Origin of the sequence: Rhodopirellula halodulae, from assembly GCF_020966775.1 — a bacterium.
Lineage (GTDB): Bacteria > Planctomycetota > Planctomycetia > Pirellulales > Pirellulaceae > Rhodopirellula > Rhodopirellula halodulae.
In genome coordinates this window covers 158,539-178,953 of record NZ_JAJKFV010000009.1, presented here as the reverse complement: position 1 = coordinate 178,953, position 20,415 = coordinate 158,539, and the positions used below count along the sequence as shown (strand labels likewise).

At 58.1% G+C, this 20,415-nt stretch carries 14 protein-coding genes; 6 read left to right on the top strand and 8 right to left on the bottom strand.

What is annotated here, in order from left to right:
- Window positions 1-14: 14 nt before the first annotated feature.
- Window positions 15-1,310, bottom strand: a complete 1,296-nt coding sequence (locus LOC70_RS06985; RefSeq protein WP_230252791.1) for a S1C family serine protease — start codon at window positions 1,308-1,310, stop codon at window positions 15-17.
- A gap of 299 nt (window positions 1,311-1,609) precedes the next feature.
- On the opposite strand from LOC70_RS06985, the gene LOC70_RS06980 reads away from it, so the two are divergent.
- The gene (locus tag LOC70_RS06980; protein ID WP_230252789.1) at window positions 1,610-2,530 is read left to right on the top strand and encodes an SDR family oxidoreductase; all 921 of its coding nucleotides are present in this window, start codon (window positions 1,610-1,612) and stop codon (window positions 2,528-2,530) included.
- A gap of 94 nt (window positions 2,531-2,624) precedes the next feature.
- Here LOC70_RS06980 and LOC70_RS06975 read toward each other — a convergent pair whose 3' ends face one another.
- The 5 genes from LOC70_RS06975 to LOC70_RS06955 form a co-directional block, all read right to left on the bottom strand.
- On the bottom strand, window positions 2,625-3,215 hold the full coding sequence (locus LOC70_RS06975) for a TadE/TadG family type IV pilus assembly protein (protein ID WP_230252788.1): 591 nt from the start codon (window positions 3,213-3,215) through the stop codon (window positions 2,625-2,627).
- Between the two features lie 145 nt (window positions 3,216-3,360).
- A complete protein-coding gene (locus LOC70_RS06970) occupies window positions 3,361-4,431 on the bottom strand; it encodes a vWA domain-containing protein (protein ID WP_255712447.1) in 1,071 nt (356 codons plus the stop codon).
- 83 nt (window positions 4,432-4,514) lie between these two features.
- A complete protein-coding gene (locus tag LOC70_RS06965) occupies window positions 4,515-4,913 on the bottom strand; it encodes a TadE family protein (protein WP_230252786.1) in 399 nt (132 codons plus the stop codon).
- Window positions 4,914-5,261: 348 nt separating this feature from the next.
- A complete protein-coding gene (locus tag LOC70_RS06960) occupies window positions 5,262-6,362 on the bottom strand; it encodes a DUF481 domain-containing protein (RefSeq protein ID WP_230252785.1) in 1,101 nt (366 codons plus the stop codon).
- Between the two features lie 192 nt (window positions 6,363-6,554).
- A complete protein-coding gene (locus LOC70_RS06955; RefSeq protein ID WP_230252784.1) occupies window positions 6,555-7,454 on the bottom strand; it encodes a DUF6655 family protein in 900 nt (299 codons plus the stop codon).
- A 705-nt stretch (window positions 7,455-8,159) separates the two neighbouring features.
- Between LOC70_RS06955 and LOC70_RS06950 the strand changes: the two genes are divergently transcribed.
- The 3 genes from LOC70_RS06950 (at window position 8,160) to LOC70_RS06940 (ending at window position 14,558) form a co-directional block, all read left to right on the top strand.
- Complete coding sequence (locus LOC70_RS06950; RefSeq protein ID WP_230252783.1) at window positions 8,160-12,803, top strand: DUF4332 domain-containing protein; 4,644 nt, start codon at window positions 8,160-8,162, stop codon at window positions 12,801-12,803.
- A gap of 275 nt (window positions 12,804-13,078) precedes the next feature.
- The gene (locus tag LOC70_RS06945) at window positions 13,079-13,297 is read left to right on the top strand and encodes a small basic protein (protein WP_230252782.1); all 219 of its coding nucleotides are present in this window, start codon (window positions 13,079-13,081) and stop codon (window positions 13,295-13,297) included.
- Window positions 13,298-13,502: 205 nt separating this feature from the next.
- Window positions 13,503-14,558 (top strand): acyl-CoA desaturase, encoded by a 1,056-nt coding sequence (locus LOC70_RS06940; RefSeq protein ID WP_230252779.1) that lies wholly within the window; start codon window positions 13,503-13,505, stop codon window positions 14,556-14,558.
- A 54-nt stretch (window positions 14,559-14,612) separates the two neighbouring features.
- Here the strand turns inward: LOC70_RS06940 and LOC70_RS06935 are convergent, their stop codons facing one another.
- Window positions 14,613-15,140: a hypothetical protein gene (locus tag LOC70_RS06935; protein WP_230252777.1), complete on the bottom strand. Its 528-nt coding sequence runs from the start codon at window positions 15,138-15,140 to the stop codon at window positions 14,613-14,615.
- A gap of 134 nt (window positions 15,141-15,274) precedes the next feature.
- Here LOC70_RS06935 and LOC70_RS06930 point away from each other — a divergent pair, with 134 nt between their 5' ends.
- Both LOC70_RS06930 and LOC70_RS06925 read left to right on the top strand, forming a co-directional pair.
- On the top strand, window positions 15,275-16,945 hold the full coding sequence (locus LOC70_RS06930) for a 30S ribosomal protein S1 (RefSeq protein ID WP_230252775.1): 1,671 nt from the start codon (window positions 15,275-15,277) through the stop codon (window positions 16,943-16,945).
- Window positions 16,946-17,040: 95 nt separating this feature from the next.
- Entirely contained in the window at window positions 17,041-17,823 is a 783-nt protein-coding gene (locus LOC70_RS06925; RefSeq protein WP_230252773.1) for a TIGR00282 family metallophosphoesterase, read from the top strand.
- A gap of 340 nt (window positions 17,824-18,163) precedes the next feature.
- Here the strand turns inward: LOC70_RS06925 and LOC70_RS06920 are convergent, their stop codons facing one another.
- On the bottom strand, window positions 18,164-20,281 hold the full coding sequence (locus LOC70_RS06920; protein ID WP_390889014.1) for a preprotein translocase subunit SecA: 2,118 nt from the start codon (window positions 20,279-20,281) through the stop codon (window positions 18,164-18,166).
- Between the last annotated feature and the right edge of the window lie 134 nt (window positions 20,282-20,415).

The following is a 20,415-nucleotide window of genomic DNA, read 5'->3' as shown; positions in this document are numbered from 1 at the left end:
ACGTTGTCCATCAATCAGTCACCACGTCCGATCTCGACCGTCACCTTCACAGGCCGGCCTTCCCGACGCAGCCAAATTTTTACCCGTTCGCCGGGCATGGTGTCCGACACCGCCGCTTTCAATGATTCGAAATCCGAGATATCAACTTTGCCAAACGAGACCACTTGGTCCCCCGGGCGAATGCCACCCGCTTCCGCGGGCGATCCGGGACCGACTTTCACAACATTCGCGATTCCGCCTTCGCTGTTGCCGCGAATCCCCAGCACGGGACGAAACCCGGGAAGGAATCCCCAAGCATCCCCGGACTGCATCCGGTCCCATGATTCGTTGTAGTGATCGACGGGCACATGCAAATTGTCCGCCACGTCGTTTCCGATGCGGCTGTGGACGCCGATCAACTTTCCGCTGAGGTCAAACAATGGCCCGCCGGAATCACCGCCAATCAGAGCACAATCGGTGACCAATCGATCAGGATACACGGCCAAGATACGCCCCACCCGCGTCACCATGCCTCGATCTGCTTCGTAACCGCCGGGGTGCCCGGTGGCGATGCACCACATGCCCGATTTCAAACCATCGCTGGTTCCCAACGACGCATGAGGCCAAGGAATTTCACGTCCCGCCGAATCCCGCGATTTCTGACCGGACGAGATCTTCATCAGCCCGGCATCAACGCCGCGGTTCATGCCCAACGTTTTCGCCGTCACGGTGCGACCGTCGTTCAACGTCAACATCGCACTTTCGCCAGGACGCATGGCCACGTGGGCGGCTGTCAACACGAAGCCGCTGGGTGTGATGATCACGCCGCATCCCTGGGCCGGTCCGATCTGAACACTGACCGTGCAAGCTTCCGCCAAGCCCGCGACGCGTTGTTGTTGTCTCTGAAGCAAACGAAGTTCATCCAGCGTAGCTGGGACACCGCCATCCTCGATCAAACGCAAAAGCTCAACGGGCGGTTCCAGATGGGTTCCTCCAGCGACGTTTCGCGAATCGTTGTCGGAATCCACAAAGGCGTTCTGGGTCACCGGCCCCACGGCTCGCGATGACGATTGCGGCGGGACCAACGTTGCGCCCGGCGGCAATGGAGGCGGCCCGCCGATCACCGGCGGATTGGCCGGGAAGCCCTGAGCGTGCGATGTCGCGGTCAACGCACCGCAAAATGATGCACCGCAAAACAATGCACAGAAGATCGTCCGAATGACCAATCCTCCGACACATCGCCAACGCCATCGGCTTCCTTCGAACAACGGAATCGGCGCAGGAGCAGCCGGCGCATTGGACTTCGGGTCGAAGGCGTTCGAATGTTGCATAGCGTGTTTCGTTGAAAGGAATTCGAGCGGTTCCTATTGTACCCCACCCGGTCGCGGTTGGTTCAAGGTCTTGCCGGTCGCGACGCATCGGAACAATCGATAAAGTGCCAAACGCCACCACCCAAACCGCTCAAATCCCGAAATCGTCGCGGTCAACGCATTTTGGTTCGCGGCCCCACTGGCAATGGCCTTTTTGCCCCGGCAACTGCCGCGGCTTCACGACACTTGCGGTTTCGACGCCGGTCACACCGGTTTTTCCGGTTCTACACCCAACCCATTTCTATCCAGCTTTCCGACGCATGAGCACTTCCCATCCCGCCGCGGCATCCGATCCTTCCGCCAGGCGATCCCACTCAAACTTGTTGATCATCGGCTGCGGGTACCTCGGAATTCGAGTGGGGCGCCAAGCGTTGCGGCGCGGATGGACCGTGTCCGCGACCACCCGCTCTCGATTTGATTCTTTGAGTCACGAAGGATTCACCCCCGTCGCGTTCGATTGGAATGACTCACGAACGTTCGCCAACCTACCCACCGCAGACAACGTTTTGATCGCCGTTGCCTATGATCGAAACAGCCGAGTGGAACGCTTCACCTCGCAAGTGGATGGGCTCGCTCGTCTCGTCCGTCATCTTGATCAGCAAGCAACGGATGAACCGGCACGAGTCACCTACATCAGCACGACCGGCGTCTACCATCAAACCGACGGACGATGGGTCGACGAAACCTCCCCCACGCACCCCAAACGTGAAGGCGGCCGAGCCCATTTGGCGGCGGAAGCCAAGCTTCGTAGTTTGCGATGTGGCAAACCAACGGTGACGCTGCGTTTGGCTGGCATCTACGGTCCCAATCGAGTCCCCCGCGCCGCCGATGTGATCGCGGGAAAACCAATCGCCTCACCGCCGGACGGCTACCTGAATCTGATCCACGTGGACGATGCCGCAACGGCCGTCATGAACAGTTTCCAACACACCCCGCCTGAAAGCCTGTACGTCGTCGCGGATGACGATCCGGTCATTCGACGTGAATTCTATGTTGAGATTGCGAAGCAGACGCGATCGCCCATGCCAACGTTTGTCGATCCGTCGGCGGACTCGGGCGTCCGCTTCCGAAGCGAATCCGACAAACGAGTATGGAACCGCCGCGTCCGTCGCGACTTGCTGCCGTCTCTGCAATATCCGACCTACCGCGAGGGACTTCGCGATGTGCTCACAGGCGTTTGACTGCTAGGTAAATCACTGACTCGACACGCGACGTTCCGACGGAAAAACGCTGCCGCCCGGCAAGGCAACAGCGTTTGCGATTTTCCATCCAACATCACAGCAACGGCGGTGGTGGTGGCTGTGGTGGTGGTTCCGGCTGCGGCTCGGGCTCCGGTTGTGGCTCAGGCTCTGGCTGCGGTTCCGGTTCAGGCTGAGGTTCCGGCTCGGGCTGCGGCTCGGGTTCTGGTTCCGGTGGTGGAGGCGGCGGTGGCGGAGGCGTCGGCATGGACTGGTTCATGACCATCGCGGCACGCTCGGTCAACAAACGAGCTCGCCCGGTCAACGCGTTGCCAAACAACCCGGGGCTGATCCAAGTGTTTTGCACCAACGGCACTTCGACCTGCACCTCGACCTGCGTTGTCGATTCCAAAATTTCCTCTGGGATCACGGTCACATCCGCGTTGCGAATGCCGATCGCATCCATGTGCGTTTGAACAATGTTGCGAATTTGGCTCGAGTTCGCACCCGTGATGATTCCTCGCCGTGCACCGATGTACGCCGCGTGATCGGCCGAATGACGCAACATGGAAACTCGGGACAATTCGATTCCCGAAACCAAGATCGTGAATAGGACGACCGAGACCACGGCCATCTCAACGACGGTCGCGCCGGTGCGGGGCGGAATTTTCCTGCGAGGGACGTTCATGCTGTCAATCTCTCGGGGCAATCTCCCTGGACAAGTCCAGAGAAACCATACGGATAAATCTTGTTGTCAATCGTGGTTCGGATCGCTGCTTCAGTTGCCGCACTGAACCGCGACGAGTCCTTCTGTTTCGGCGTGGCGTTCGAGATCACTCGGTCATCAACGAAGGCAAACGTTTCGCAATCAATTGAAACGCTTCTTGCAACTGAGCCGCGTCGGTCGCGTGAAAGTGTTCGCCACCGCAAGACTCCGCCAAATACGCCATTCGTCCTTGATCGGCTTCGTCGCTGAAGGTGATGGTGAACAACGTCACCGTGGAGTTCTTCAATGCCCAAATCATGCTTTCGGGACTGGTCCCGGTGTTGTGATGGCCATCCGTCATCAACACCATCACACGAACCGCGTAGGGGCGAGCGTGATCGGCATTGGTCAACGTTGACAAACCTGATTGCAACCCTTGGCCAATATTGGTTCCACCGCCATTGAACTCGTACGAAATCGCGTCAAGTTGATTGGAAATTTGGGCGTAGGTGTGCGTCAGATTGCAGTCCGGCGTTGCATTGTCGGAATAGGTTGCCAAGCTCAGCTTTTCCCACTGAGGCGAATCCTCCAAGAAACCATTGAACGCATTCACGGAAGCGACCAAGTCCAACCATCGCGAATTGGGTGGGACGGGATGTCCGTATGTCCAATCCGGTGGAGCCGCCGCCGGGTTCACATACGGGTCGGGCGTTTCGTCACTGGCGTAGGCCATCGATCCACTGCGATCGATCACCAACGCGACGTCCATTGTGCTCTGCGTGCTGACCGCCGTTCGCTGTGGCCGAATTTCGATGTTGGTTCCCATCGTTGGAAACAACGGAGTCAAAACAGGTTTCGCGGCATTGGCCAACGATCGTGTCGTCAACCGAACTGAATTGCCCAACTCTTCTTCGCTGGTCACCGGAACGAAGTTGTAGCTTTCTTCCAAGCTGCTTCGCACGCTGGTACCAAACTCCAAGTCGTTCATGTTGATCGGGACGACTTTGCCCGCGACCGGGTTGCGATTCGCCGCGTCGCGAGCAGCCGCCAGCGCCGCGTCACGATCGCCCGTTTGGATGTAGGCACGCCCCGCGGCACGTACCGCCGCATCGGTGACCACTTGGCTATCCGCGGTGACCGCTTCGACGTAGGCGATGTTGATCACATAAGCCGCCAGGATCAGCAACACAGGCAGCATCACCACCAACAAGACGATGACGGCGCCTTGCCGCGGATTCGACGAGGAAGGATGGACTGGCACGGAAGATCGCTCGTTATCAATCATGGTTTTTGCAGGGTCACCGACTCAGTCAATTCGTAGGAACCAAATCCCCAACCGCCCATCAGATCATTGGACGCGTAAGGTGCTCGCACCTCCACGGTGAACCAATCGCCTGATTCCAAGGCTTGAGGATCCACCGGATCGAGCACAGTGATCACGTCGTTCAAACGTTGATCCGTCGACAACACTTCGCATTGCCATTCCACATTGCTGGCCTTCGCGTCCGGCAGCACGCCCACGCGAGCCCCTTCGTATGCAACCATTTTCAGTTTTTGCTGCAAACGGATCATGGTGCACGTCTCAACGGTGCCCATCATCACCAGCAACAACACGGGCAAACCAACCGCCAACTCGGTGACGGCGATCCCGCTGCGATGCGATCGTTTCGGCTTTCGCATGAATTTGTTCCCACAAGGAAGTTCGTTCACGCTTGAGAAACGGTGCCCCCGCGGCAACCGGTTGGAACGCAATCAAGAGAACGCAACGTCACCTTGCTCGCTGTTCCCTGTGCATGGACGCGAAACATTGCTCGCGCCACTCAAGCGGACAAAATTACCCTAGGTCACAAAAGACCACTGCCCACGGTTCGCGGGACCAACTGCCCACCGCAGTCCGCTGAAAAGATGGTTGCTTATGACGAATCAACCGGTCAATCCGGATGAACGGATCCAATCAATCAAAACGACCTGGATGGCGACGCGGAACGACGTGCGCCGCCAATCTGCTAAAGCGATCGCGGCAAACGATCAGAACTTATAGAGCAACAGTGCGGAGTAATAGAAATCGTTCTTCAACGCACCTTGCGGCGTGCTGTCGTAGCGGTCCGTCACCGACAAACGCAGCGAGAAGTTGTCCGAATCACTTAGCAACGTTTCCCAGGCGACATCGGTGACCAAACGAAAGTCACTGAAGTCGTCCCAGGCCGGAAAGTAATCCAACTTGCCTTTGATCTTCTGCCGGGAATTGAGCTGATGATCGGCTTCGATTCCAAACACCGCTTCCGGAATCCACGAATCATCCGGTGCACCAATCTCCTTCGACGCACCAGCACCGAAACGAGTCACCAAATTGGTCGTGTCGTTTCGGATCCAGTGGTATCCCACACCAGAGTTCAGGTTCAGACGCAAATCAAACGATTTGAACTTATCAAACTCCATCCCGAACTTACCGAACAACGACCAATTCGAATCGTTCAGCAATTTGTCGTAGTCCAGATTGAATCGACCGTTGTCTTCGGTGGTCACGTTGCTCGCACTGGCTTGTCGATAATCAAAATCCAACGCCAAGGTGTAAGCGTCCGTTTTGCGTTTCATCTCCAATCCGGTCTGCAACGCCAACGTGTCCGCGTTGCCCGAACTGCCGTCCAATCCGAACTCCGCGTGATTGTCCCATCCTTGAGTCATCCAAATCCATGGCCGGTGGTACCAACGCACGACCTCTTCTTCCAACGGAGCTGACTCAACAGGTTGCCCCGTGCTGATCACGTCGGAATAGCTCGACGTTTCCACCACGGTTTCTTCCGGGGCCACAATCGGCGTGTCCAAAGAAGCGGGCGACAACCCAAATTCTCCGCCCCAACTCGGTTGCAAATCACTGAAACCAGGCGATATCGACTCCGGTGTATCGGCTGGCAACTCCAAAGCTCCAATGGCGGGAGACGGTGACGATGCGGCGAGAGCCGGCGGTGGGCTGGGAAGATCGTAACCGGTGCCATTGAAAGTGGAGTTTCCAGCTTGCCAACTGGGAACTTGCTGCGCGTACACGTCGACCGGTGCAAAGCCCGACACGCCGCTGAACAACCAAACGTTGACCAACAACACGCAGGAAATAAAACGAATGGAACTCATGATGACCTCAGAGAGTCGATGCCAGAACGACCCGTGCGGACGCGGTGTTAGCGGCCCCAGTGTTGGCGGACGCAATAATGACTGAAGCAATGAACGGAATGATTCATCAAAAGCGGACGCCATATCCTTCGATGCGTCCGCCGAAACACACCTGTACAAAAACCACCTGATCGCCAGGAAGGCGAATCTTGCTCATCGCATCTTGCGTTTTGAATCAGGCGGGCGGGCGATCTTTTCGGCCGCTTCGGGCTTGGCTTCGCCTTTCGGCTGCTCCGATGATTCCGATTCCGCCTCCCCTGCGTTTTCAGCAACCATCACCGGACCGGATCTCATTTCCGGCAAAGGCTCACCGGGCAACAAGCCTCCGCCGATCATGCTTCCGTTCTCCGATCCGAGCACCGGCCAACCGCCATCAAACCGGGTTTCGGCCGTGTAATCGACCGGCGGACGAGAGAACGTTCGCGGTGGCGAACCGGTGGAACGCCGGCCGAAACGAACGAGTTTGGTTCCTGCCAATCGGGTTTCATCACGAATGGAACCACCTTGAAACGGCCCCACACCCATCACCCACGTATCGCGAGCGGTGGAGCGAGACTGGCTGATTCCCGATTGCCAAATCGCCTCACGCGTTTCGCGGTCGTAGGCAAAGGCGGCAACCTTCGCGGCGCCTTCTCGGGCATCCCGACGCGCGAGCGCGATCTCTGGAATCTGCGGAACGTTGGGTGCACTCGGAAGTAACGAAACCGTGGAATTGATCGCGCTATTTTCAGGAACACCAAACGTCACGCGGTGATCGTCGTAGCCAAGCGTTCCAATTCGAGCTTCGATAATGATGTCCGCTTCTTTGGCCGAGTCTTGCAAAAAACAGCCCGCCGCCATCACCTGTTGCCGCAAAGCACTGGTCACATAGTCGGCGTTGACGAACGAGGTCGACTTCACCGAACGCAAATAGCTCGTGTCCAAGTACACCTTCTCACCCGACAGCGGACGAAAGTCAATCGTGGACACACTGCGATCCACCGCGTCGGACAACAACAATTGTTCGGTTGCTTGGTGCTCTTTGGTCGTTCCACAGCCGGAAACCAAAACCAACAGAGCAACAACTCCAAACCAACCCACTGCGCAGCACGCATCCCTGAACATGCAGGTCAATCGTTCTCGCAGCCAACTCCGGGGCATCGAATTGTTAGCGTTCTTGTGGTGCGGTGGGAAATTTTGGAGGGCAGCCCAACAGGTGGACCGGTCAAAACGGCGTTCGACAAGGCTCGGCATAGCAAATTCAAACAAAGTTTCGCAACGGAAGTTTAGTTTTGGCTCAAGCTGAGAACCCAAACGCCAAAATGGCGACGCCGGATCGTCTCAGACAAGCATTCTGATCGCGGCAAACATGACGCCCGCTCGCTAGGTGAGTTTCCGCACCATGAATGCAACTCGCGTCACCCAATTCCGTCAAATTTGTTGCAACCGAGTCCCAACGACCAAGCGAAAACCGGCCCCAATCGCTCGCTAACCCGACATGGACGTGCTTCAAAATCGCGTCAAACACGATGTTTCAGCAGTCAATCCAAAGACTTTCAAAACGCAGCCGCAGTTTCACGAAATCGCTCTTTCCAAAATTTTGTCGATTCGGCTAAAGTCTTCGCGAGTTCACCCGTCTGGTGGTGAACAAAGGATCTCGGCAAGGTTTCCCGCAAGCGGGCAGGATGTCCCCTTTCTTTGCCGCGAACCATGGACCCTTGAAGGGCGTGCCGCCTCGAAAGGCATGACCACGCGCAGCCACGGAAGGAGCGTTTTGCGATGTTGTTGGATCGAATCGAAATCGACAATCATGGCCCACTGAACCGAGTGGAACTCGGGCCACTCTCGCATCACTTGAACGTGGTGCTCGGCCCCATCGGGTCCGGCAAAACCGCGATCAGCCGCTTCATTCGCGACTCGCTCGTTTCGCGAAACTACCCCAACGGCATGCTGTCAGGTTCGACCGGACGCGTCGTTTGGGTCGACGGGCACGGCTGGGTTCACTGTCGCCGCGAAGCCGATGGAACCACCGCCGGTCGTCGCACCGTCGAATTTGAACCACGCAGCGAAACCACCCGGACCTGGGAAAGCTACCAAGACGGATGGTTCGGCAGCGAAGACGAAATTCGCTCCAACTCCAAACACAGCACGCTTGCCGCACGAGCACTTCGCAACGTGCAAATGCCAGAATCGATCGTTGACGGTGTGATGGTCGACACCACCGTGACCAGCGTGTCACGAGTCGTCGCGTCTTGCATTCAATCCGGCTTGGATCGCGAAGGTTTGGCAACGTTGCCATACGAATCGGAAACCGCCCGATTCACTTACGATCATCCGGAATTCCGCAATACCAACGTTTCCGGCCATTCCGTTCACGCTTTCAATGAAACGGAAGACCGACGTCGCCGAGCGCTGCGATCGGAATTGGCCGACATCGAGGCTCAATTGGCGGCTTTGCCAGAAACCGAACTCGAAGTTTCTGATTGGTACGCCAGCCACGATTGGGACGACGCGTCCGCTTACAAACACAACGAAACGATCGCTCGTGAACTGAGTGACCTGCAGCGTCAACGCGTGGAACTGCAACGCCAACGCGATTCGTTGAACGCTCGCCGTTCGGTTATTCAAGCCCATCGTTCGCGGGCCGCTCGCTACGAAAGCATCCAAGCCCAAAAGCATCGCGAACACACGGCTCGCTTGCGTGAATTGCACCGACAAGCCGACTCTTTGCGGGCGCGTGCTGCCGGACTCAAACGCTGGATTGCCGACCTGGACGTTCAGGCCGGTTCGATCCCACGGGCAACGGCTTACGATCCCATCACCGGAGCCCCCGTCGCCCACACACCAATTTCACGAGAGCCTTTACTGGGCAGCGGCTACCTGACCACCGATTGGCGATACGCCGCCAAGTTGTCGGCCTCCGAATTGCGAGCCCAACTTCGCAACGCGGATTCGGAAATCATTCAACTGCGTCGCACGCTGGCTGAAATCCGTGGCTTGCGTGATTCGATCGCGTCGGCTCGCCAACATGCTTATCACGTCGACATGGATGGCATCCGCCACCGTCGTTACGACCACTTCATCCACGCCATTGACCGCTATGACGTCGGCAACAAGTGGGACGATTTCTATCGCGATGCCTATCGCCCGCTGCACACGATCGATGACATCGACTTGCGAATCGATTCCGCCACCAACCAAATTGATTGGTTGCTCGGCAAGATCGAACGCGAATCGGTGGACCGAGTCTCCGGATCAGTCGACCCTGTCACTTTCGAACCGCTTCGCGGCGTTTGGGACCGTCATGCTTCCCTGGCGTCAACGCTTCGCCAAATTCGATCCGAACTACGTCGCTCGCCATACGGTGTCGGCGAAAACATTGACCAAGTCACTCGCCAGCTGACCGCAACGCTCGAACAGTTGCTCGCGGACCGCTCACGAATTGTCGACGAACTGGCCGCTTCGCGAACGGAATTGCAAGAGTTCGTGACGATCTGGGGACATCACCCCGATTGGTCAAACGAACGCAACACGCGATTGAGCGAACTGCGACAAACAGAATTGGAACTGCGAAACGTTCTCGATGAAACCGCATCGGTCCGTCGCAGTCTCCGCAGTTTGCCAATCGTCGACGCTGACTATCCGATCGGAATGCCCGCCACCGCGTTTGATTTGGCTGCAGTCGAAGAACGATTGCACCAAGTCGAGGTGGAACTCGAATCCAATGCCGCTCGCCGACGCGAATTGGAGCTGGCTCCCACCGTCGCGCCGATCCGCCCTCGCGTTCGGCCAGCACTGCACTCGGCACGCCGCGAAAATCTGTTGCGTCGACGCGACGAATTGATTGCTGAGCTGAACCGCAATCGTCCGGTCGCTCGGACCGAGTCCTCTTTGGTGGAACTATCCAGCCGTTGGTTGGTGCGTTTGTCGGGCGGACGACATCGCCGCATCACCTGGACCACAACGCCGGTGCAATTGGATCCTCATACGTTGGATCGCGCCGAAGCCGAACGCCGCTTCACCAACACGCGAACCGTTTCCGGTGGTCGCGAAGTCCACGTGCGGATCGATGGACACGACGAACTGTCATTGCCCGGAGTCACCCGAGCGATTGCCTCGATGGCCGTCCGCATGGCCGCCGGCGAATTGCTGGATCGCACCGGCCGCTCAGTGCCGCTGGTCATCGAAACCCATCGCGAATTATTCGCGGCGTTTGATGGCGGTTACAACCACAGTACCGCCGACTGGAGCGATCTGAAAGACGCTTTCCGGCCTTGGACCGCCGAAGGTGTGACCGGCGACGTCATCGCATCGGCCCTATCAGACTACTCCGCACCTGGCCGACAAATTGTGTTGCTGACCAGTCACGAACCACTGGCTGGATCCCTTTCACGAAACGGCGCCCGCACCTTCCGGCTGCACGCCTCGCGAGTCATCCACGCTCACCGTCCCGTGTGGCGAAACGGTCGTCGCCACGATCGCTACGTCGGACCTCACGGGTTGGACGATCAAACGCAATTGGGAACGGGCGAACGTTCGCGTTGGATCCACGGTGCTTCGGCTGATATCAACCACGAATTCGAAGCCGCCTATCGCGAATCCGCTGGACTGGACGAAGACCAATGGGTTCGCGGCAACGTTGCTCCGGCGCAACCTTCGGTTTATCCAAGCAGCCAAGCTTTCGTGCCAAGCCACCCAGCTTCGGCGACTGACCAAGCCCCCGCTGGAACGCAATACCGCGACGGATACTACTACTCGGACGAGACCACTTCGACCATTCCCAGCGGTCAAGCTTTCCCAGAAGGACGAGCAATCGCCGACGGAAACGAAGGAAACCTGGATGCCAACGAACCCGAAACGCCGTTCTTCTTGACGGTCGACAGCCCCATTGATTCGGCTCCATCGATCGATGGTGTCGCGGCGTCTCGTTTGCGACGCATCGGCATCTCGCATATCACTCACCTGATGAGCCAAGACAGCAACCGCTTGGCGGACACGCTGGGTTTGGCCGGCGTCGACGCACGCACGATCCGTCGTTGGCAAGCCGAATGCCGTTTGATGTGCCGCGTTCCTCAGCTTCGCGGCTTCGACGCTCGCGTTTTGGTTGGATGCGGCATCACTGATCCGGCACAATTGGCAGCGATCCACCCCAGCGACTTGCTGGACCAAGTCAAAACGTTCTTGGCAACCGAACGCGGTCAACGCATTTTGCTCAGCGGTTCGAGCTACGAGCTTTCCCGCATCACCAGCTGGATCGCTTCGGCCAACCAATCCACCCAAGTCCGCACGCACACTCGCACGGTCGACGGCCGGGCTGTGGATTCCCGGGCAGTGGATGCCCGGACGTTGAATCGCCGCAGTCGTCGCAGCCTGAACGGTCGCCGATCACTGAGTGGACGACGTGCCGTCCAGCGAGACATCATCGATCACGATTTTGAATTGGTTGACGACTACGATGACGACGCATTTGACCGCGATCGTTACGAAGTCGAATCGGTTCGCCGCGGTCGTCAATTGGCCAACGAAATGGAATCACTTCGCAACAGCGACGGTCGCGAAAGCGTCCGAACGCGGACTCGTCGCAGCAGCGATAATGACGGCCGTTCACGCAGCTCCAGTCGACGCAGCTCGTCCAACAGCTCATCGTCGCGCAGCTCCAGCAGCCGATCCAATGGTTACTCCCGCGGTGTCTCCGGCGAAGGCAATGGATCTGGCAACGGTTCAGGCTACGGCAACGGGCAATCCAATCGTTCGGACGGTGTGGTGTCGATGCGAGACCACGACTCCTCCCGCCAACGCAGCTCGCGTTCGGAACGATCTTCCCGATCTGAACGTAGCAGCCGGTCTGAACGCAGCAGCCGATCGGAACGCGACAGCCGATCGGATCGCCAATCCCGAACGGAACGAGAACCACGCAGCGAAAGCAACGATCGATCCTCCCGTGAAGAACGCTCCTACAGCAGCCAATCGCAGAGCGAAACCGAATTGCGTTTTTATCTGGAACGTGCCAGCGACGTGGTCGACGCACCTTCGATTGGACCTCGCATGGCCGAACGCCTGAACGAAATCGGAATCTACACCGTGGATGACTTGCTGAAATCGATGCCTGAAAAGGTGGCCGAGCAGCTCAACCATCGCCGCGTGGATGCAGAAACCGTTTTGGCGTGGCAACAGCAAACCACTTTGGTTTGCCGAGTCCCCATGATGCGTGGCCATGACGCTCAATTCCTGGTTGCGGCTGGTGTGACCACTGCGGAAGAGTTGGCCGACCAAAATCCAGTCACTTTGTTCGGCGAAGTCGACGCGATTGCCAATTCTCGGGAAGGCAAGCGAATCGCCCGTGGCGGCAAGCTTCCTGACTTGGAAGAGGTGACCGAGTGGGTTTCCTACGCCGGACACCACCGATCGCTGCAGGCCGCCTGATTCGGAGACCGACGGGCAAAGACGATCGAATTGGGCGGATTCGCCAATCACGCCCAATTCGGCTCGGGATTCCGATCGTCCTTGGCCGAAAAACTAGCTTCCAGCCAATCCATTTGCGACTTTTCCCGTGGTGGATTGGCTTCGCCGGACACCGTTTCGGTGGAAACCACCTTGCAAACGCCGGAACATCAGTTACGGCTTGCCAGTCTTGGCATCTGTCGATAACCTGTTCGACTTGACCGTCCGCATTCCCCTTCGATTGAACATAATCCGCCATGACCATGGATCGCAGCCTCAAGGTGCAAGCCGGGGCCATTAAGACTCGCAACGTCCTGACGCGTGCCGAACGAGTCGAGCGTATGAAGGAACTCGACAAGTTCGACGAAGAGCAGAGCATCGTTGGTATGCCGAAAACTCGCGTGCTGAAGGTCTCGCTGAAGAAAAAGAAGAAGGTCAAAAAGGCCGACGAAGCCGACGACAAGAAGAAAAAGTAGTCTTCTCGCGGAGCAAACGGCTTCGCCACCACGACCGAACACTCAAACGACGTGTGGAATTTCCCCGCGTCGTTTTTTTATTCCTGGTCAGCCGCGTCCTCCTCCGCATTTTGTTATCAAATCACCCTCCCGAGCGGTTCGATCGATAGCTAGCATGGTCTCCGAACAACCGCAGGCCTAGAAACGAAAAACGCCGGTTTTGACGATGTCGACTTCCGAAGCCCCCGCACCCCCAGAAACCACGCCCAAAGACAAGCTGGTTTGTGACGAATCGAATGACTATGGGTCGGGTGCCGTTCCCACCGAAGTCATGACCGCCGGCCGCAAAGGCATCGACCCTCAGCGATTGCCTCTGCCCGAAGAAACTCAGCCACTGAAAATCATGTGGCGATACGTGATCGTTCTGGGAATGGTCCACTTGGTAGCACTGGCCGCCTTCGTGCCGATGTGGTTCTCGTACCTGTTCACTTGGTCGGGCTTCATCGCCGCAATCGCGGGACACTTCTTGTTCGGAATGTTCGGCATCACGATCGGGTACCACCGGTTGCTGACGCATCGCGGTTTCAAGTGCCCCAAATGGATGGAACACACGCTGGCGATGTTGGGCATGTGCAACTTGCAAGACAGCCCGGCACGTTGGGTGGCGATTCACCGGATGCACCACCAACACAGCGATCATCAACCCGACCCCCATTCACCGCTGGCAAACTTTTTGTGGGGGCATGTGGGCTGGGTGGTTTGCCGACACAAAGACCTGGACAAAACGAGTCATTACGAACGCTATGTCCGCGACCTGCTTCGCGACCGGTTCTACCTTAAACTGGAACGAAAAGACGGTTGGTTCTTTGTGTTCCTGTTGCACGGTTTGGTGATTTCGTTGATCGGCGGAGCCGTCGGCTACGGCGTCAGCGGCGGTGATTGGGGGCAAGCCTATCGCTACATGTTGTCTTGGACGGTTTGGGCCGTCGCGGTCCGCACCGTGTTCGTGCTGCATGGAACTTGGTCCGTGAATTCGCTCAGCCACCTGTTCGGCTATCGCAACTACGAAACTCGCGACCACAGCACGAACAACTGGTTGGTAGCTTTGATCAGCCACGGCGAAGGATGGCACAACAACCACCACGCCACACCACGTTCAGCTCGCCACGGCCACAAGTGGTACGAGTTCGATATGTCGTGGGGGATCATCCGGTTTTGGGAAATGATCGGGCTGATCTCGGATGTTCAGCGGCCGACCAAGGCCAGTGTCGCGGGCAAGTGATCGCCTGCGGGCAAGGCAGTCCGCGTTGCCGAAGCTGCCGAAGCCAACGATTGCTCAGCTGACGTTCATCAGCCACTGCCATTCGGTCCACTGGACTTGCTGGCATTCGTCAACGTTTTGACCGCTTCGAACGGCTCGGGCGACGTTGTCCACGAACTCGTCGGCGTCGGCATGCAATTCGGGATACATGCCCGATAGGTCCGACAAGATCGAATGTCGTCCCACGCGGCGGAACCAATATTTCGCGTTGCCGAAATCACCCTCTCGCCGGTGCATGATTCCGTGCCAGAAACTGCCTTCGGATGAACCTTCGTCTTGGCTGATCGTGTGCGACCGATCCAAGTCGCCCGCCAACAGCCACAGCCCGCTTCGTTGCAACGAAGTGAACTGCTTGGCCGAATCACTCTCCAACAATTCCGCCAACTCTTTCTGGTACGGGCCGTCGCCCAATCCAGGCATCTCCGCCGCTTCGATCGCTCGCACCCACGTTTTCGCGGTGGCGTCATCCAGGCCTGACATCCACACGGGTCGCTCGCTCGAATTCGCAGCCGAAGAAGAGGTGTAATCGTCAAAGTTGGGCATGGGTGCTCGGGTTGTTCCAGGATTGTGCGGTGACCGAACCAGGAAGGCTACCGAGTGGCCCTCCCGATTGCTAGACTGCGGGACGCCTTTGGCGACATTGCCATTTCCCCCTTCTCCGATCCCCCTGACTGTCCATGAGCAGCGGCGAAAATCCCACCGACGCACCAGCCACCGAAACCACGGCTGATTCTCCCGCGGCAGAAACGCCAACTCCGCAAACGCCCGCCTCACCCGCTGCGGATTCCCCGTCCGCTGCCGCTGAGTCATCGGCAAACACGGAGCAAACGGCGACCTCCCCCAGACCCCAAAGCCAAAAATCGAAGGCTCCCTTGCCTCGAATCGGCGGCGGACCTTTGGCGGCTCGCGGTTTGGGCGTTGCAAAACCCGTCTCACCTGCGGCGGTTTCCACGGAGCAACTTGAGGGCGGCAAAGTCAAACCCAAGGGCAAACGCGGCGGGGGGAAACCGGGCGGCAAAGAGGCTCCACGCCCCCGATTGGCCGGCGAAAAACCCACGGAAAAAGGCGAGAAGCCCTACGTTCCCCAAAACAAGAAAACAGTCGTCCCCAACATTCGCGAAAAGCTCAGCGATGACTTGCAAGCCGAATTGGACGCTTCGCTGACCGATGCGGACTTGGATTCGTTCTTCGGCGACGGTGCGGGATTGCCCGACCGTCGCGAGCCACTGGCGGAAGGATCCCGCGTTCACGCTCAAGTGATCAAGATTCACCAAGACAACGTGTTCGTGAACTTGGGCGGTCCCGACGAAGGCGTGATTCCGTTTGAGCAATTCACGGAAGCCGAACCCACACCGGGGCAACCTGTCGAGGTTCTGATTCGCGGCATGAATTCCGAGGACGGGCTGTACTCCTGCAGCCTTCCCGGCAAAGCCACCGAAGTTTCGGATTGGGACGACATCGACGAAGGCAGCGTTGTCGAAGCCACGATCACCGGACACAACACCGGCGGTTTGGAATGCAAAGTCGGCAGCGTTCGCGGCTTCATGCCCATCAGCCAAATCTCCGAATATCGCGTGGAAGACCTCAGCGAATTCGTGGATCAGAAAATGGTCTGCTTGGTCACCGAGGCCAACGCCCGTCGCGGCAATTTGGTTGTCTCGCGTCGCGCCGTGCTCGAACGGGAACGAGAAGCCAAACGCCAAGAACAACTCGAAAAGATCGAACCCGGTGACATCTTGGAAGGCGTCGTCCGCAGCGTGCGTGACTTCGGTGCGTTCGTCGATGTCGGCGGGCTGGATGGTTTGATCCACGTCAGCAAGCTCAGCTGGGAACGCATCAAGCACCCAAGCGAAGTCATTGAGGAAGGCCAAAACGTCAAAGTCCGCGTCGACAAAATTGACAAGCAATCGGGCAAGATGTCGCTGACCTATCGCGATCTGCTCGAAAACCCCTGGGACAGTGCCGAAGCCACTTTTGCCGTGGGTTCCGTGCACAAGGGCGAAGTCACCCGGACCGCCGAGTTCGGTGCTTTTGTTCGCTTGACCGCCGGTGTCGAAGGACTGTGCCACATCAGCGAACTGGCACCTCACCGAGTGTCCAAAGTCAGTTCGGTGGTCAACGTTGGCGACCAAGTCGACGTGAAGATCATGAGCTTCGATCGTGATTCGCAAAAAGTCGGCCTGTCGATCAAAGCGGCTCATGCAAAACCCGCCGCCGAAGGCGAGAAACAAGAGGAAGAAGTGATCGAACCGCCACGTGAACTGGCCGTGAAGGCACAACACGCCGGACCGCTCAAGGGTGGCAACGACCGCGCGTCGGGTGGAGAACGTTTCGGACTGCGTTGGTAATCCTTCGCCGGAACGACACCTTCCTTTCGCGGCGTGATCGCTCCGGTGATGCACGCCGCCCGTGACTCAAGGCTTCTTCAACGCGAGGACCCCGCGTGCGTTTTCTGTTTCTCGGTGATGTCGTCGGCAAACCCGGATACTCTGCGGTGCTGGCCCGCGCGGCAGACATCCGGAAAGAAGCCCGACTCGACGCGATCATCATCAACGCGGAAAACGCGGCCGACGGAGCGGGGCTGATGCCACGCCAATATCGGCGGTTGGTGGAAGCCGGCGTGGACGTGATGACGATGGGCGATCACCTGTATCGCCGCAAAGAGATCATCCCCATCCTGCAATCCAGCCAACGCATTGTTCGCCCAGCGAACTACCCCGAAAGCTCCTCTGGGAAAGCCTGGACCGTCGTCTCAACACCAGCGGGCAAGCTGGGTGTGATTTCGCTGCTCGGTCGGGTCTTCATGCGGCCCGTCGATTGTCCGTTCACGGCGGTCGACGCAGCACTCGAAGAGATGGCCACCGAAAACCCACGCTACATCTTTGTCGACATGCACGCCGAAGCGACCAGCGACAAACAGATCATGGGTCGGTATCTAGACGGGCGAGTCACCGCGGTCCTGGGAACCCACACGCACGTCCCCACCGCGGACGCCTGCATCTTGCCGGGCGGAACCGCATTTCAATGCGATGTTGGAATGACCGGTCCCTACGACAGCATCATTGGACGCGACATCAAACGAGTGACGCAAACCACGCTCCATTTCGAGCCCTGCCATTTCCACGTCGCCACCCGCGACGTCCGTCTGTCAGGTGCGATCGTCGAAGCGAACGAAGAAGGCAAAGCCATCTCCATCGAGCGCTACGAAGAACAAGTCGACCAGTAGCCAAACGCGTCCTCCCCCGTAGGTCCGGTTCCACCGGACGTTGATCGCTGTAGGTCCGGTTCCACCGGACGCTGGTTGATTGCCGAGAGATCCACCACCGAGCAGAGTCCACTTGGCCAAAAAACTCACCACCTTCGCAACCCGATAACCGCGGCTAACGCCGATCGGCTACTTCGTTGCTCGAGCGATCGGTGAAATTCAATTGGTGTTGCGTTCAACGGCCGATCACCTCCCTGCGTCCCCGTGCCTTTGCGTCTCTGCGTTGCCCCACATCAACGCTCGCAACCATCTCCCGAACGCCGACCTTCGCCGCCGCGCCCGACCGCTCGCCTCATCCCGATCAATCGGGCGTATCCAGATAAGGGTCTTGGCCGATTTCGCGTTGCATCTTCTTGCGTTCCTTTTCGTGATGCATCAGCACCATTCGGTCTCGGAAGTGACGACGTTCGACTTTCCGTTGCGCTCGGTGGAACATGGCCGCTAAACGATCCACGCTGCCGGACGTCGCTTCGCCGCGTTTCTTCAACTTCTCGTATTTGATCGCACCAAAACCGCCCTTCAAAATGTCGTCGTCCAGCGACAAATACTGGCGATACGACCCACGGTCACCCTGACGGCCACAACGTCCGATCAATTGGCGGTCAATTCGTGCCGCATCGTGCAGTTCGGTACAGATCACATGCATCCCGCCGATGGACTCGACTTCGTCCGCCAGCTTGATGTCGGTACCACGTCCCGCCATGTTCGTTGCCACGGTAACTTTACCTTGCCCGCCCGCCTGTGCGACGATGTCCGCTTCGCGTTCGACATTGTTCGCGTTCAGCACCTCGTGCTCGATGTTCAGGTCTTCCAACAATCGCGAAAGCAACACACTCTTGTCGATCGATCGGGTTCCGATCAACACCGGACGTCCGGTCGCGTGCACCTCAGCGACTTCTTTAGCAATGGCTTCAAACTTCGACTGCAAGGTGCCGAACACGCGCGACGGTAACTGAACGCGCTGTGGCGGCCGGTTGGTCGGAACGCGCACGACAGGCGTGCGATAGATCTTCCGTAGCTCACCAGCACTGGTTGCCGCGGTCCCGGTCATCCCCGCGAGGTGTGGATACCGCAGGAACAAATCTTGGACCGTGATGCGAGCGGCCTGTCCGGTCGGCACGCTGATTTCGACGCCTTCTTTGGCTTCGATCGATTGGTGAATCCCATCTCGCCACTTACGTCCCTCGGCCAAGCGACCAGTGAACTCATCGACGATCACGATTTCATCGACGTTCGGATCCTTTTCGCTGGGCCGAATCACGTACTGACGATCCAGCAAGAACTCGCGATTGGTTTTGATCGATCGTTCGATGTACTCGTACAAATCCACCAAGCCCATCGTGCGAACCAAATCGCTCTTGGGCAACGCTCGGACCATGCTGCGACCACGAGCGGTCAATTCGTAACGTTTGGTCTCGTCGTCGATCTCAAAATGTTGGTCCAGCTCGAAACTGGGTGCATGCTCAGCCGCCCATTTGTAAGTCTCGATGATCTGATCTCGAACGGTGTCTTCGATGCTGCCGATGATCAGCGGTGTACGGGCCTCGTCGATCAAAATGCTGTCCGCTTCATCGACCAAGCAAAAGTGCATCCCGCGCATCACGACTTGGTCCCCGGAACCACTGAAGCCACCATCGCCGGTGCCCAGCATTTCCGTCTGCATTCGGTTTTGGGCTCGCAACAGCAAGCGGTCTCGCAGGAAGTCAAACCCGAACTCTTTGGCGGTGCCGTAGGTGATCGCGGCGGCGTAACTCTTGCGCCGGCTGCCTTGATCATCTTCGGTTTGAATGATGCCGACGGAAACGCCCAACATCTCGAACAGAGGCGTCATCCACTCGGCATCCCGTTTGGCCAAGTAATCATTGACCGTCGCGAGGTGCGCTCCTTTGCCAACCAAGCTGTGCAGGTACAGCGGCAGCGTCGCCGTCAGGGTTTTTCCTTCCCCCGTTTGCATCTCAGTGATGTGACCTTCGAACAATGCGATGCCACCGAGGATCTGAACATCGTAATGGCGCATGGACAGGCTGCGTCGCCCCGCTTCGCGGCAAAGTGCGTACGCTTCCGGCAACAAGTCGCGAAGCTTCTCGCCCGCCATCGCTCGGTAACGCAACGCCAAGCTCCGTTTACGAAGGCTCGCGTCATCCTCTGACTTCAGAGTGTTCTCCAGCGCGTTGACGCGTGCCAACTGTTTTTGCCACCGCACCATTCGCGGACGCCAATTCGACGCTTTGGCCCATTTCTTTTTCTGAGCCGATGGGTCGCTGGATCGGCGGGCAACCGCCTGCTGCGTCGCGTTGGCAGGTGTTTCATTTTCCTCGCCCGAGATCGTCAAGGGTTCGTTGGGCGCCAGTGGATCAATCTCCACCGCCTCGGAAAGCTCCGGCAGCGACGGATCAGATTCCTCCTCGGGCAACGGCATGCTCGGATCGGAGATCAGCGGATCCGGCGGGACGGAGGATGCCGTGGGAGCCTTTTCGCTGGATTCGGCTGAAGAAGTCGTTTCGCGAGCGGAAGATTCAGACATCGAGAGGGCCAACGGGGGGACGGGCGTTG

Bases quoted from the DNA above. Each gene is read 5' to 3' on its own strand.
- LOC70_RS06975 (WP_230252788.1), bottom strand. From the start codon at position 3,215: ATGAACGTCCCTCGCAGGAAAATTCCGCCCCGCACCGGCGCGACCGTC.
- LOC70_RS06945 (WP_230252782.1), top strand. From the start codon at position 13,079: ATGACCATGGATCGCAGCCTCAAGGTGCAAGCCGGGGCCATTAAGACT.
- LOC70_RS06985 (WP_230252791.1), bottom strand. From the start codon at position 1,310: ATGCAACATTCGAACGCCTTCGACCCGAAGTCCAATGCGCCGGCTGCT.
- LOC70_RS06960 (WP_230252785.1), bottom strand. From the start codon at position 6,362: ATGAGTTCCATTCGTTTTATTTCCTGCGTGTTGTTGGTCAACGTTTGG.
- LOC70_RS06920 (WP_390889014.1), bottom strand. From the start codon at position 20,281: ATGCCGTTGCCCGAGGAGGAATCTGATCCGTCGCTGCCGGAGCTTTCC.
- LOC70_RS06970 (WP_255712447.1), bottom strand. From the start codon at position 4,431: ATGCTGCCTGTGTTGCTGATCCTGGCGGCTTATGTGATCAACATCGCC.
- LOC70_RS06940 (WP_230252779.1), top strand. From the start codon at position 13,503: ATGTCGACTTCCGAAGCCCCCGCACCCCCAGAAACCACGCCCAAAGAC.
- LOC70_RS06935 (WP_230252777.1), bottom strand. From the start codon at position 15,140: ATGCCCAACTTTGACGATTACACCTCTTCTTCGGCTGCGAATTCGAGC.
- LOC70_RS06930 (WP_230252775.1), top strand. From the start codon at position 15,275: ATGAGCAGCGGCGAAAATCCCACCGACGCACCAGCCACCGAAACCACG.
- LOC70_RS06950 (WP_230252783.1), top strand. From the start codon at position 8,160: ATGTTGTTGGATCGAATCGAAATCGACAATCATGGCCCACTGAACCGA.
- LOC70_RS06965 (WP_230252786.1), bottom strand. From the start codon at position 4,913: ATGCGAAAGCCGAAACGATCGCATCGCAGCGGGATCGCCGTCACCGAG.
- LOC70_RS06980 (WP_230252789.1), top strand. From the start codon at position 1,610: ATGAGCACTTCCCATCCCGCCGCGGCATCCGATCCTTCCGCCAGGCGA.